The sequence below is a fragment of the Bacillus cereus group sp. MG4 genome (assembly GCF_040460055.1).
Lineage (GTDB): Bacteria > Bacillota > Bacilli > Bacillales > Bacillaceae_G > Bacillus_A > Bacillus_A wiedmannii.
The window spans coordinates 4,691,282-4,704,485 of the sequence record NZ_JARVGZ010000001.1 but is presented as its reverse complement, the minus strand read 5'-3'; the positions used below and the strand labels follow the sequence as shown (position 1 = coordinate 4,704,485).

The window sequence follows — 13,204 nt, the reverse complement described above, 5'->3', positions numbered from 1 at the left end:
TAGGGAGACAACCATATTAAAAATAATTAGTAATCTGAGTAGACAACTAATTATTAATGATGTTTCTATAATTCTATTTTACCGAACTCTTTAAAGATAAGAGGCGCTGTGGAAGTACAAATCCATCCTTCATATCCACCAGGCACTGGATTAGTATTATATATTTTATCGGCTACCTTCCAAACACCAGAAGTCGGTTTTGAATTCGAATAACCTATGCGTCTCCAATCACCGCCTAATTGAAAACGATGACAAGCTATTGAGTTGGTTGTATCTACATATAAACTGCCTTCACGACCGAAAGGAGATGTAGATAACTGTGAAGGGTGAAATGCTCTTCCGTTCATGAATACATCTCGATAAAATGTCATGTCATCATTAGCGTTTATATCAAATACTAGTCTTTCTCCTGATTCATTACTCCCATGAATCAGCCGGAATTTAGATTTTATACCATCTGCGATAACTCGGCCTATATCCCAATACTCTCCGTTTATATCAGACTTTTTAAAACGTAAATAAGGATTCATTGTTCTAATACTTGAACTTCTTATTTTTTGACTATAATTACATAATTCTCTAGTGCCATTGTAATCCTTTATACTACCGCGGACCGATATGCTTGGTTCGTCAGAAAGTTGATCAACCATTACTACTGATGGACTTAACCCTTTATTCCCGTTTAAATAAACATGTACATAAATATCAATATTTGATGATGATTGTACATTTACAAATCTATCTATCTTTGCTGCATTAGTATCGATTACTCCTGTATGTTCTAATAGCAAAACACCAGTGATACCTGAGCAATTAGAAAAAGATACTTGGCTTGGAAGAACGCTGCCGACACTACCTCTTGAACAAATATTAACAACATCAAAAGATATTACATTTGTATTCTCAAATACAAGATGAGACACATTAGATTGTAAGCTTTCAAATTTACAATTTGTAAAAAAGATCTCGTTTGTATTATCACCAGTAGTCTTAAGCATTGTCCCTCTATAGCTTTCCATACGGCACCCTACGAAGTGGATTTGATTAGTGAATTCGTATTCCCCTCCAGATATTAACTCGATTGCCGGCAAGGTACCACTGGCGTTTCCTCCCCATTCAAATAAACAATTCACAAACCGACTGTCCATAAACTCAGTTGCTTTAATCTGTCTTCCACCCATAGCATAAAATAAACATTCATCAAAGACGAAACCAGTACAAGCTGTTATCCTCATGAAATCTTCAACAAAGTCGCCTCCATGAAACTTTATGTTATTGAACTTAACTCCACCTTTATTAACACCTGAAATTACCGAAGTGCCTTGAATATTAAAAGCTACTACATTAGCTGTTCTTTCTATAATAGTTCCTAATTTATTGCTACCTCGTGGAACATAGCCTAATCCACTAAAACAGAAACCATCTGGAATATCCAACTGGGAAGAAATTTTGTACCTTTTAGGATTAAGATTAATAGTTCCAATTCCACCATTAAACGATTCGATAGTTCTTCTGAAACGCCCACTATCATCCGATTCCGGGACTTGAACAGGAAATAACTCAACCGTAACTCCGTTGGATGTGGAGAATATATCCACTCTATTCGAATCATAGTCGATTCGGTCTTTTAAAACGGGGAATACATTTCCATTCAATCTTTCCCTAGCTTGTGCTGCTTCAACTGATGAATCACCATTAATTACAATTGTGTCTAATTGTTTTTGTATACTAATAGATAATTCATTTGCTTGTTCTGCAAATTCTTTTGCATCATGCGCTTCTCTATATGCTTCACTATTTAATACATCTAATTGCATTTGTTCTAACTGTTTAATTAGCTCATCTAATTGAGAAATATAAGTTTTAGATGGAATTCTGTTAGTTAATGCATCTGGCAATGAAACAATAATAAAGTCTTGAGTTGTAGCTTTTACAGTTGAATTCTTCTCTACGGTAAAGTACGCTTGTTTAGATTTCCCCAGAGATGAGAATGTTTGCGTTGGGAATGTGTATTCGAAATGACCTTTAGCTGCATCTATCATAGTGATTCCGTTCTTATCTCTTACGGAAGTATTGTCAGGTTTAGCACATTCGAAATATACGTCACTTCCGGTTAAATTATATGGAATAAAACCGTCAACAATATATACATCGACGGTATTACTAGCTTTATCACCTACCCTTCCAGTGACAATGGAATTAAGTTGAGCATGTTGGGTTTTATTAACGTCTAAAATAAGTTTTGTTTTCATCTTCTGTTACCTCTCTTATTATTTCTACTGCAATTGCTTCCTTAGTAACTTTCTTCCTAACGCGCTTATCTTTCCTTATTTCATGTTATTCGTCGTTTAGGTATAAATACATTAGACAGTTACGCAAAATAGCATATATAACAAACTGGAAAGCCGTTTTTCATTTTTTCGTTATTTCTGGCTTTAAACGGAAAAGACCCCCGGATAACAGGGTTCATGTGTTAACCTTCAATAACTAACGTTTCGTTTACTTCTTTTCCCTCAACTTCAATCGCTGGATTTTTAAGCACTTTTTGTTTGCCACCCTTTTTCGGCGTGTCCAGGACATCAACTCTCTTTTCAATTTTCACTGAATAGTCAACTCCAAGTATAGGAGATTTTAAATTACCCCATTTTGTACTTGTTTCCCATTTTCTATAAATCTTGTTTTCTACATAACGTAACACTTCGTTTACTCGCTGATCTTCTGATTCGTTCGGATCATCATAGTAAAAAGTATATTTGTCATTAGGTTTGAAGTTGCCTTTGTTACGTGATAAAGCATTCTTTAACCAGTTTTTTACCTGTCCGTCCATTTCTCCCTTTAATAAGTCCATACGACCGAATAATACTTTCCCTGCATCTGTTAGCGGCGTTAGTTCAATATCATAAGTATGATAAGCATGTTTTCTTTCTCGTGCCGATAGAATTTTTTCATATATTGTAATCATTATCGTAATACCTCCGATTTCGTAGATGTAACCATTTCATATAGTTCACAGTAATACCCACCGTAAATCTCGTTACAATGCATTAACTTTCTGTGAGCTTCATGCATTTCATTTAGTTCTACATTAATAGCGGCAACTTCATCAGCAATAGACATTTCTAAGTCATCTTTTCGTTTGCGTAACTCGATATAACGTTTGTCCATTTCTTTGATATCTTTCTTAATCACTTTCGCCGCCTGGGCTTTGTCTTCCTCGCTAAAAATAACCGTTGGCGTGTAACCGAATTTCCTTTCGGCTGCATAGTCTTTTTTTAGTTCTTCAACAATCTTTGTAATGTGGTCATATTCATTACGTGACGTAACGTTTCTTTGACACTCTTCCGCTAATTTTAGCTTTTCCAGGACCGGAAGGCTTCTTTCCTCTGTTTTGATTTGTTGATAAAATAATTCTTTCAATTTTAAACTTTTCTCTAAATGTGCCATATTTTCATGACCTCCTGTTATATTATTATTTATATATAAAGTTCTTCATCGTCTTCAGCTTCTTCAATGTCGATACCTAAAACTCTAACAACTTTGACATAGACGTGATAACTTTTGTTAATTCTGAAATAGAATCATTCTTATTGACTGATCCCGTTACACCCATTACAGATACACCGCGTTCTTCAATATCAGCAATCAAATTGTTTTTGATATCCCACATTGCCATGTAATCTTCTACTAAATCAAGAAAATGTCCGTGAATGACACCGTTTGACCTCATTTGACCTAGCAAATCGTCACGGATCTTATCTCGTAAGTTAGTATGTTCTTTTAATGATTCTTTCCAATGTCGCTTACGCCAGGTAACACGGACAGTAGTTTCAGCAACGCCATATTTTGTAGCAATATCAGCGTATGACATGCCATTTTTATAGTCTTCAAAAGCCAATTCATAGTTCTTTTTCTTGATTGTCACGGTATCACCACACTTTCATTTATTAATTTAGAAGCCAAGATAACATGCGTTTTTTTCTGTTCCGCGCGCGAAAAGCAAAAAATAAAAAGACAAATCTCCCCCCCGCGTTGCTCGGTCCCCCAGCAAAATTGTTTCTAAAAATTAGGCGGGGGGTGTTATTTAAAAATTCATTTTTAATTTTTGTTTACAAATGAACAATTCAATTCTTGTTTAATTAATTAAATAGCTTTTAAAATATTTTGTTTTCCTTCCACAGTTCTCTATTCTCTTACCTTTAATCTCTCAGCAAACTTAATTCTTCTCATAATCTCAGCATGTTTCACTTTAATATAATGCGTACTGTAATTTAATTTGGTTCCTATGCCTTCTAACGTCATTCCTTCAATATATTTCAGCTTAAGTATCTGTTGTTCTAAGTTTTTGAAATTACTCAATATATCATCGAGCCGTTGCAATTGTTCTTTCTTAAATGTGAGTTTCTTCCTAAGTTGATTTAGTATCTTTTCTGTTTCTTCATTGCCTGTATTAATTGATAATATATCTTGACCCCATTTACTCTGACGTTTTAATTCAGCGTGTATTCTATTTAACTTGTATTCCAAATAAGTGATCTCTTCTCCTAACATTTGATAATCTTTAAGGCAAACCAATTACGTATCACCTACTTAGGCTCACTCTTTGTAACAACCTCTTTACCCGATAGTTTCATCTTCTTAAGGACATAGCCTGTACGAATATATGGACTATCTTCCTCAAAACAATGTGCATCCCTGTGTCCTTCACCTGTTCCGTGATGATGAAACTTTCTACAGTATTGACACCATGTACTAAGATGTCCTTTTTCATCACGTTCAATTGCTAATACGATTGGAGTTTTTTTAGTTGCCATTGATTTACCTTCTTTCGTTTGTTTAGTTGGTAACCGAAAAGGTAACTGAAACTGCATATCTCGGTTACCGCCTTCCCCCTTACTCCCACAACGGTTTTTATACACATGGTAACTGGTAACCGAAAATCTATCCTTACTCTATATTTTTTATACATACTTTTTTTATTAAAAACATAAAAACAATATTTTTTTCGGTTACTCGGTTACCGAATTGCTACAACCCTTGTGGTTCTAAGCTTTAATACGGTAACCGAAAAATAAGTCTCGGTTACTTTTCAGTTACTCAGTTACCGCTATACAACTTTAAACATGCTGTTCTTATATGCTTTATATGGTTTGGATTTATCTGGAAAACCAATTCCCATCTGATCTAAATCTCCAAGTATTTTTATAAGGCTTTCATATTGGAATTTTTTCTGTGAATCTTCCCATTCCTCACCTAAATACGTTTTAAAGTGTTTATGGAATTGTCTATCTGCCAAATGTTTATAACCATTTTCATAGCAAAACTTCTTATAGAATCCGTAAACTACATATTTCGGTACTTCCTGTATTCCCCATTCATCAAAAACAGATAGTTTGAAATCAAGAATAGGATCATTATCCTGCTTGAATACCTCCAATTCTTGCAAGGAAACTTTCGGAATATCAAATTTTTCAAAGTCCATGTTAATAGCTTTATATAAGACAAATTGCAGCACTGTTTCATTTTTGATATATTCATCTTTGATTTTGAAATTTTCAGCTCCGCCATTGAAATCAGCCTTAAATGGTACTATTACAATCCTTCTTATAGTTCCATTTGTTTTATTCTTAAATTTTGGCATACCATTTGTTGATTGAATGACACTACATCTGAACACTGTGTTATATATAGGCCTGTTTTTAAATTCGACTGAAACCATGTCACCAGTTACAACGCTGTTAAAGTTAGATGAATCATCTATATACACATTGGCTGGTACATCATCACCTATAACCGCTGTTTTCCCTTCAAGTACACTTAACCTGAATCGCTCGTCAAATTCATTTACTTTTAATGTTGCTATGTTTTTAATACCAATTAAATTCATAATCAATTCTTGGAATGTTCCCTTACCGTTATTCCCTTCACCTATAAGAAAAATTGATTTCCTACGTGAATAGTTACCATTAAGAGCATCGTTCATTACTTGCCACAAAAGATTTTCGATTTCTAAATCCCCACACGCTATTGATTTCACCCAACTAACTACATCCCAACCATCTATAACAGGGTTAACAGGGTTTTCATAATAAGGTGTGGCAATCTTGGTGGTGAACACATAATCAGCGGTAAATGGTTCTAGTTCCTTAGTTTTCAAATTAAATACACCGTTTTTAACTGGTATTAAATATCTTGAATTTGTTTTTTCCTTTACTTCCGCTGTATTTGTTAAATGGTAAATGACTTCCTCGGCTTTCGTGTTGTTTAATTTTGGTTCTAACCATGATATAACCCTTTTAATAACAGTTGTGTTTTGGGTGTAAATCCCTTCTTCTGGCAAATACATGGCTAGACGGGTATTTTCTTCTAGATCAAAAAGGATGAAACTAATGTATTCAGGTAGAATTACTGAACACCTTGCAGGGCTAATGGTAATGGGTTTTCTCCCTTTTTTTCCGTTATCTTCCCATTCTTGTTCTAATCGCGATAATTCCTCAAAATACCTATCTCGCAATTCTTTTTTTAGGTCTATCACTTGCAAGTCTTTAACTTCGACTTCAAATTTTATATGTTCCTCGTAATACGCCCTCACTTTTTCGTCTTTTTTACAATGCTCGATCATGGCTTTATAACTAGGCTTGTCCTTCATATCCTCAGTGCCGTTATCTAGGTGGGAAAATTTATGTAGCCTATATAAGTCAAAACTGTTTACATTCTTACCGCTTATCGGGTCTGTTGAATGGTTGCTATGTGCATGTAAATCACCATCATAAATAACTAATCCACCTTTAGTACTACCATCAATATAGGTATATCTATTGTTTCTAAACGGCTCATATTTATCCGATAAGAAGTTGTCCAAAATATCTATTACCGAATAAATATTTGTCCATGCCCCAATCCAATTTTGTTTTGTGCGTGGGTCGGCTTTTTCACTCTTTTTAAATGTCTTAATTTCTTCATGCTGTTTTGTAAGAAAACTTGCATCAAAAAAGGGTAAGTCTTGATAATAAAATTCGTAATCATTAGGGGTGCTGCAAGTCGGATAGTGCATGTGTCGTTCAAATTGGTAAGAAGTTTCATCTATCCACATTTGGAGAATGCCAACTAAATATTGTGTAACCTCCTCATAGTGTTCCGGCTCAATGTCGTAAAGCAAAGGTATTATGATTCTGTACCGCGGATCATCTTTTGTATGCTTGTGTGTTGAATACATAGCAACCGCGAAATTTGTAAAGCCCTCAATGTTCTCCCAAACGTTTAAACCTTGTGGTACTTCATCTATATCAATCGATATTATGCTTCTGCTTTTAACATTTTCTTTATTTCTTTTATTTTGAACATACCCTCCTACAAACCCGCCTGCATTTCCTTTTTTGGCAGTTATCATAGGATCACTTATCCTGTTTAAGAACTCTCCATATGATATTTTTTCGTTAAATGCATTGGTATTAGTAAGGGATTTAAAATTAGTTATATCTATTAACCTGTCATATTTAATCTCTATTTTTTCTTTATGTGATGTTATAGTAGATAACACTTTCTCACCTCCTTGATGCTAAATAATGTTTTTAAAAGGAACTATCATACTTGCTTTAATATTCGATTAATTTCTTTTACAACTTTGATTGCTTTTGAATCACCGTTTTCCGCTTTTTCTAAAATCATATGTAACTTGTCTTCACGTATTTCAGCAGTTGTCATTAACCTATTCACCTCAATTGTTTCCAAATCGACGTTGTTATAAAATATCCAAGCAATTTGAATTAATAACTATTATCTACCTAATCTTTTGTGGACTTTATTTCATATTCGTCTAATGCGACTTCTTTTGTCATTCCAAATCGAAGTATGTATTCTTAGATTGGTCTACCACCTTTAGGGTTTTCTGATTTCTCGGAAAAAGGATTCTTTAAATTATTGTTTTCTCTTTTTTGGAGCAACCATTAAATGTTCTTATAAGCTATAAGTCACATCTAACATTTGTTTTCAGTCCGCCATCTAAACAACGCAATTCCTGTGAAGTCATCCAACGATCAAGTGCTTCCTTGCGAAAAATTTTTCTTTTCCCTATCCTTACACATGGTAGAGAACCATAAATACTTTCCTTATAAACTAAATCAATGCTCACACCCAGATAAATAGCTGCCTCTCTTGCCGTAAGTGTAGATCGTTCCATTTTTAGACCTCCTTATTTTGTTAACTCATCTATCGCTTTTAAAACTCGTGCTTTGCGTTCATCGTTTAATGGTGTGCGTAGCCATACAGATAAACGACTATCTGAAATACTAACTTGTTCTGCAACTTGCCAATTTTTTAGACGATTAGTGTAAATTAAATCTCTAATGTCTTGATTTGCTTTCATGATTTCACCGCTCCTTTTATCATTTACAACGGTGTTGTATAAAAACAATTTATCACAACAGTGTTGTATCGTCAACAACAACGTTGTATTATTTTGTTTTTCTTGTTAAAATGATTTTGAAATAGGAGGGGATTTATTTGAAACGCATAAAAATAGCCCGTCAAAGAAAAGGTATTAGTCAAAAAGAATTAGCTGAAAAATTGAATATCACACAACAAGCAGTCAGCTATTATGAAAAAGGAAGCCGCATCCCAGACGAAAATATGTTATTAGAAATTTCTCAAATTCTAACTGTCCCTGTTGAATATTTAACAGAAGAAACAAATGATCCTGACGGTTGGGATATATGGGAAAAAAACACTGGTTACAGTATTGAAGAAATTCAAAGTGAAATCAAACGAATAAAATATGCTAATCATGTGGTTGGCGATGAAAGTGATTTACAAAATTTGATAAAACAGGCTGTAGCCAATCTAGCAGGAATAGGAAACACTGACCGAGGAATAATAAATAAAATTGCTGGGGATATTATCAGTTTACAAAACGAATTAAATGAAAAATATGAAGATCCCCGAAAAACAGCTAAACTTCCAAGTTTGGGGGAGCAAGGGAGAATGAAAATCTATCCGGCTGCTATAAAATCAGCAGAACTAATCTTTGATGATTTAAGTGCAGAAGCATATGAAAAAGCTATAGATGTACTTATAAAAGCCAGACGTGATTTACAAAAAATTTCTAACGATTTGCGCTTAAATTAATTTCCCGCTCTCAGATATCTATCTGTCTATTAATAATAAGAGATATTCAAACCAACATCCTTCCTTGCCCCCAGCTAGTAGTGGTTGTTTAACATAATGAGAGGTGAATTTCTATGAAAGGTACACTCGAAAAACACGGTGACGGCTATCGTATGCGTGTAGTAACTGGATACAATGAAAAAGGCAATCCATTAAGAGTGTCGAGGAAAGCAAAAGCGAAGAACAAACGTGAGGCACAAAAAGAGCTTGCTGCTTTTATTACTGAAATAGAAGCTGGAGAATATATTAAGCCTGAGAAGATGTTATTTAAGGATTTTATTGAAGAATGGAAAAAGAAATATGCAATTGATGCCCTATCACCTCAAGCATATGAAACTTATTGTTATCATTTGAAACTGCGTATTCTTCCTACCCTCGGAAACATGAATTTGGAAGATATTAAACCTATGCATTTAATAACTTTTGCTGATAACCTTAAAAACAGTTCCCGTAAGGATGGAAAAGAAGGTAATCTATCAGCTGGTACCATCAATTATGCTATCCGAGTTTTAAAGAATATTTTCAAACGTGCTGAGGAATGGCAATTAATAAAAAAGAATCCAGCTGAAAAACTGAAGAAGTTTAAAGAAATTGCAGAAGTAAAAGAACCATATAATTTAGAGGAAACCCGCCATATAATGAACCTATTAGATCAAGAGGAAGAAATGTATCAAATCCTTTTTCAATTGGCAATTATGACAGGGTTTAGGCGCGGGGAACTATTAGGATTAGAATGGAAAGATATCGATTTTGATAATAGTACTGCTACGGTTAGACAGTCTGTATCTTATGCTAATAGCCATTACCATATAAAAGAACCTAAAACAAGAACATCAAAAAGAACCATTTCAATACCATTATCCCTATTAAATAAACTTCTTCGATATAAACATACCTGGAATGAAAATAGATTATCATGTGCGGAACTATGGGAAGGTGGAGAATATTCCTTTATCTTTACAGCATGGCATGGAAAGCCACTATATCCGAGTCATATTACAAAGAAGTGGAGTAAATTCACCGCTAAATATGGACTAAGACATGTGAATTTTCATGGACTAAGGCATACATCTGCCACCCTACTTTTAGAAGCCGGTGAAAATATGAAAGTTATCTCCAGTCGCTTAGGTCATTCAAGAATTAATACAACTATTGATATTTATACTCACTCCCTACAATCTGCTGATCAAGGAGCATCAAATAAATTAGATGCATTAATTACACCAAATAATATGTTAAGTAAGACAAAATAGGATGTTTATTCAGAAGCATCCTATTTTTTTTGCGTTGTAATTATCCTTTCCTTGTTCATAAGTCATTGGTATCAAAGGATTTCTTCTATTTTTGGGGCAGAAATGGGGCAGAACCTTGCAATTATGGGGCATTTAGCATCATTCTATTTCCCTTATCATTAATTAAAAACCTCTTTATATCAACGTTTCTCACCCTCAATCTGTTATAATCGGCAAAACTTTATAACCTTGACAGGGTGGAGGTCGTGAGTTCGAGCCTCTCCGGGGTCATAAAAAAAGAGAAACCATATCAACCTTCCACGTGATATGGTTTCTCTTTTTTATGTAAGTCAATCACTTCCCGCCAAACATCTTCTCCAAAGACTTCGCATTAGCAAACAATACTTCTTTCAAGTTATCATCTGCAACGATTTTATAGTCGCCATCTTTGTTTTTCTTTAAGTTCAATGTAACTTCGCGAGTTGCCATTGCTGCATCTTTATCCGCTAAATTTTTGACGATAGTTGATGTCATTGTTTTTTCGATTGCTTTTTCGGATTGTTCTTTATCTTCACTAAAGGCACTAGCGAAGGCCATTGGCATAACTTCTCCCACTGCTTTTGTTACAGCAACGGATAGATCTGCAGATGTAATTTTCACTTTCACTTCTGCTTTGTCATCTTTTTTCGATACTTCTTCTAGCTTTTCAAATTTAAAGTTTTTCGTAATTGCACTCAGCATTGCTTTTGCCTCAGCATCATCTGTTTTTTCATTTAGTTTATTAAATTCCTTGTCACTCTCAACAAATGTACGAGCCTTTTCTACATCACCTTTTTGTATTGCTGTTAAAAATTCTTCTGTCGTATCTTTCGGATTTGCACATCCTGCTAAAACACCAACTGTTAATCCTACTACCATCATTAACAGCAATAATTTCTTTATCTTTTGCATGCTCATTCTCCTCTTATCTTTTCTAGTAAGTCAGCATTATACAATAGTATGAAACTGACATTACAAACATTTTTTAGTATAGCATTTATATAATTCATTTTCTATTAATTCCCAAAAGATAAAGAGCCTTGTAGCATTCCTACAAGGCCCCTCTTCTATCAATCCGTATCCGTAGCACAAATGAACCATATTTTATGCTCCTTACTATCTAACACCATTCAAGTAATATCCCACGCAACATCATAAAACCAATCTGTCCAAGGACGATAACTTTCGAACACTTTAATATCTTCGTATCGATCTTGGAACATGGATATGAAGTTACTGTCTGCATCTGAGTCTCCTTTTCACTTTATAGTACATGTAACATCGGTCTTACTACTCTATATTCGTCACTATAAGGCTCCTTTATGATTAAAGATGAGTGAGGATTTTTTTCTTCCTCTATCATTGTGAATACTTCTGTTTTTTCTTGTACTATGTTGGATTCACTGTTTTTAGTAGGTTTTTTACTTGTTTTGATTTTCTTCGTTACTTCTCCGAGCCTTTGTCCAACTTTTTCAGCTTCGGCAGGTTCATTCGTAACATAGTATTCTTGGTCCTCCCATACTAACATAGGTGGCACTTGTTCTCGTTTGTTACATATTATATAAGTAATACTAGCTATAAGTAGTAGGCATGTTAATAAAAAGAAGATAGTTTTTTTGTTCATATAGTATGCTCCCTATCTATCATTTTATTAAATTATATAATATCTATTATATGTAGTAAATGGATATAGAGGGAATTTTCAGATTTTATACCAAAAAGAAAAACCTTACTACAGTAAGGTTCCATTTTTATATTCTATAGTGATTGATTTATTAAAACAATCATTACGATAATCGCTATAAACATAACAACTAAACAGCCGATCATTTTATAAAAGCCTCTTTTCGTTAACGTCCCACCTTGAACGTCTTTCCGAATAAATAAGAATACGGCTAAAAATAATACAAGCCCAATACCAAAAGCATACATCATTTGCATATGTTAATCTTCCTTTCTCTCTTCCATCTTAATATCTTTTCGATAAAACAACAAATGAGATAAATACTGTACTCATCGTAAGTGCCATAAGTATGTTTAATAGTTCAACTGCAGATAGTGTAATTACGTGTAGATTTAAACCGAAAGAGAAAAGAAGGTAATATGCCGTTAGCGCAAAAAAGCTGAAGAACATTCCTTTATAACGAATAAGTTTCATTCGCTCATCTTTTTCTTTAAATTGCGGGTGTAAGTAACTTAAGCAGAAACACATAATCATCATCGCAAGTACTGTATACGTTGGAGCCGGTGGTGCGGAATGCGTCATTATGCCCGCTAATACCATGGTTCCACTCATAATAAAGAAAATAATTCCCATAATTAAAAAGTACTTTTGTGAATAATTCATCCCTATTCCCCCTCTTCTTTTCCTTCATAAATAAATACATGTTCTATCGTTGTCTGAAATGTTTTCGCTATTTCAAATGCTAACGGAAGTGATGGATCGTATTTTCCCTTTTCAATTGAAATGATGGTTTGTCTGGAAACTCCAAGTTTCTCAGCCAATTTTTCTTGAGATAGTCCAAATTTTTTTCGGTATTCGACCATTTTATTTTCCAAGGAAATTTCTCCCTCCTTCCTTATATCGAGTATATATGTAAAGGAAACTTTACGTCAAGTTCCCTTTACATTCATTTTGTTTATTTTTCGTTCTATTTATATAGAAGAAACTTTTTCATTTTCAGCACGTCTATTTTGAAATGAAACATGGAACACTGTAATGAACCGTTACTATATCTCCTCCTCTCTTTTTTTAAAATTTAATATCTCCCTAT

Annotated in this window: 15 protein-coding genes and 2 pseudogenes; 2 read left to right on the top strand and 15 right to left on the bottom strand. The window is 34.1% G+C overall.

What is annotated here, in order from left to right; genetic code table 11:
* Window positions 1-65 precede the first annotated feature (65 nt).
* The 9 genes and pseudogenes from QCI41_RS24705 to QCI41_RS24665 form a co-directional block, all read right to left on the bottom strand.
* Complete coding sequence (locus QCI41_RS24705) at window positions 66-2,252, bottom strand: BppU family phage baseplate upper protein (protein WP_353836417.1); 2,187 nt, start codon at window positions 2,250-2,252, stop codon at window positions 66-68.
* Window positions 2,253-2,473: 221 nt separating this feature from the next.
* Window positions 2,474-2,962, bottom strand: a complete 489-nt coding sequence (locus tag QCI41_RS24700; RefSeq protein WP_353836418.1) for a hypothetical protein — start codon at window positions 2,960-2,962, stop codon at window positions 2,474-2,476.
* Window positions 2,962-3,444 (bottom strand): DNA repair protein Rad50, encoded by a 483-nt coding sequence (locus QCI41_RS24695; protein ID WP_353836419.1) that lies wholly within the window; start codon window positions 3,442-3,444, stop codon window positions 2,962-2,964. Before QCI41_RS24695 ends, QCI41_RS24700 begins: the two co-directional genes overlap by 1 nt.
* 29 nt (window positions 3,445-3,473) lie before the next feature.
* A pseudogene (locus QCI41_RS24690) lies at window positions 3,474-3,868 on the bottom strand (hypothetical protein).
* A gap of 314 nt (window positions 3,869-4,182) precedes the next feature.
* Window positions 4,183-4,572 (bottom strand): sigma factor-like helix-turn-helix DNA-binding protein, encoded by a 390-nt coding sequence (locus QCI41_RS24685; protein ID WP_149185768.1) that lies wholly within the window; start codon window positions 4,570-4,572, stop codon window positions 4,183-4,185.
* Window positions 4,573-4,583: 11 nt separating this feature from the next.
* Window positions 4,584-4,811, bottom strand: a complete 228-nt coding sequence (locus QCI41_RS24680) for a hypothetical protein (protein WP_353838804.1) — start codon at window positions 4,809-4,811, stop codon at window positions 4,584-4,586.
* Window positions 4,812-5,104: 293 nt separating this feature from the next.
* On the bottom strand, window positions 5,105-7,537 hold the full coding sequence (locus tag QCI41_RS24675) for a DNA primase family protein (RefSeq protein WP_353836420.1): 2,433 nt from the start codon (window positions 7,535-7,537) through the stop codon (window positions 5,105-5,107).
* A gap of 423 nt (window positions 7,538-7,960) precedes the next feature.
* The gene (locus QCI41_RS24670; RefSeq protein ID WP_076872310.1) at window positions 7,961-8,176 is read right to left on the bottom strand and encodes an excisionase family DNA-binding protein; all 216 of its coding nucleotides are present in this window, start codon (window positions 8,174-8,176) and stop codon (window positions 7,961-7,963) included.
* A 12-nt stretch (window positions 8,177-8,188) separates the two neighbouring features.
* A complete protein-coding gene (locus QCI41_RS24665; RefSeq protein ID WP_000646720.1) occupies window positions 8,189-8,362 on the bottom strand; it encodes a hypothetical protein in 174 nt (57 codons plus the stop codon).
* A 137-nt stretch (window positions 8,363-8,499) separates the two neighbouring features.
* Between QCI41_RS24665 and QCI41_RS24660 the strand changes: the two genes are divergently transcribed.
* A complete protein-coding gene (locus tag QCI41_RS24660) occupies window positions 8,500-9,120 on the top strand; it encodes a helix-turn-helix domain-containing protein (RefSeq protein ID WP_076872311.1) in 621 nt (206 codons plus the stop codon).
* Window positions 9,121-9,233: 113 nt separating this feature from the next.
* Window positions 9,234-10,412, top strand: a complete 1,179-nt coding sequence (locus QCI41_RS24655) for a tyrosine-type recombinase/integrase (protein WP_353836421.1) — start codon at window positions 9,234-9,236, stop codon at window positions 10,410-10,412.
* A 333-nt stretch (window positions 10,413-10,745) separates the two neighbouring features.
* Here the strand turns inward: QCI41_RS24655 and QCI41_RS24650 are convergent, their stop codons facing one another.
* From QCI41_RS24650 to QCI41_RS24630, 6 genes and pseudogenes are all read right to left on the bottom strand, one after another.
* A complete protein-coding gene (locus QCI41_RS24650; protein ID WP_046957058.1) occupies window positions 10,746-11,342 on the bottom strand; it encodes a DUF4878 domain-containing protein in 597 nt (198 codons plus the stop codon).
* A 218-nt stretch (window positions 11,343-11,560) separates the two neighbouring features.
* Window positions 11,561-11,653: pseudogene (locus tag QCI41_RS30775) on the bottom strand (DUF6183 family protein); the annotation flags it as partial.
* 41 nt (window positions 11,654-11,694) lie between these two features.
* Window positions 11,695-12,054, bottom strand: coding sequence for a hypothetical protein (locus QCI41_RS24645; protein ID WP_088082803.1), 360 nt, complete (start codon window positions 12,052-12,054; stop codon window positions 11,695-11,697).
* A 134-nt stretch (window positions 12,055-12,188) separates the two neighbouring features.
* Window positions 12,189-12,371, bottom strand: a complete 183-nt coding sequence (locus QCI41_RS24640; RefSeq protein WP_001178300.1) for a DUF3976 domain-containing protein — start codon at window positions 12,369-12,371, stop codon at window positions 12,189-12,191.
* Between the two features lie 28 nt (window positions 12,372-12,399).
* Complete coding sequence (locus QCI41_RS24635; RefSeq protein ID WP_046957056.1) at window positions 12,400-12,777, bottom strand: hypothetical protein; 378 nt, start codon at window positions 12,775-12,777, stop codon at window positions 12,400-12,402.
* Between the two features lie 2 nt (window positions 12,778-12,779).
* Window positions 12,780-12,989 (bottom strand): helix-turn-helix transcriptional regulator, encoded by a 210-nt coding sequence (locus QCI41_RS24630; RefSeq protein ID WP_000428506.1) that lies wholly within the window; start codon window positions 12,987-12,989, stop codon window positions 12,780-12,782.
* Between the last annotated feature and the right edge of the window lie 215 nt (window positions 12,990-13,204).

Coding starts and splice junctions, on each gene's coding strand:
- QCI41_RS24700 (WP_353836418.1), bottom strand. CDS start 2,962: ATGATTACAATATATGAAAAAATTCTATCGGCACGAGAAAGAAAACAT.
- QCI41_RS24655 (WP_353836421.1), top strand. CDS start 9,234: ATGAAAGGTACACTCGAAAAACACGGTGACGGCTATCGTATGCGTGTA.
- QCI41_RS24670 (WP_076872310.1), bottom strand. CDS start 8,176: ATGGAACGATCTACACTTACGGCAAGAGAGGCAGCTATTTATCTGGGT.
- QCI41_RS24635 (WP_046957056.1), bottom strand. CDS start 12,777: ATGAATTATTCACAAAAGTACTTTTTAATTATGGGAATTATTTTCTTT.
- QCI41_RS24650 (WP_046957058.1), bottom strand. CDS start 11,342: ATGCAAAAGATAAAGAAATTATTGCTGTTAATGATGGTAGTAGGATTA.
- QCI41_RS24680 (WP_353838804.1), bottom strand. CDS start 4,811: ATGGCAACTAAAAAAACTCCAATCGTATTAGCAATTGAACGTGATGAA.
- QCI41_RS24665 (WP_000646720.1), bottom strand. CDS start 8,362: ATGAAAGCAAATCAAGACATTAGAGATTTAATTTACACTAATCGTCTA.
- QCI41_RS24645 (WP_088082803.1), bottom strand. CDS start 12,054: ATGAACAAAAAAACTATCTTCTTTTTATTAACATGCCTACTACTTATA.
- QCI41_RS24640 (WP_001178300.1), bottom strand. CDS start 12,371: ATGCAAATGATGTATGCTTTTGGTATTGGGCTTGTATTATTTTTAGCC.
- QCI41_RS24705 (WP_353836417.1), bottom strand. CDS start 2,252: ATGAAAACAAAACTTATTTTAGACGTTAATAAAACCCAACATGCTCAA.
- QCI41_RS24695 (WP_353836419.1), bottom strand. CDS start 3,444: ATGGCACATTTAGAGAAAAGTTTAAAATTGAAAGAATTATTTTATCAA.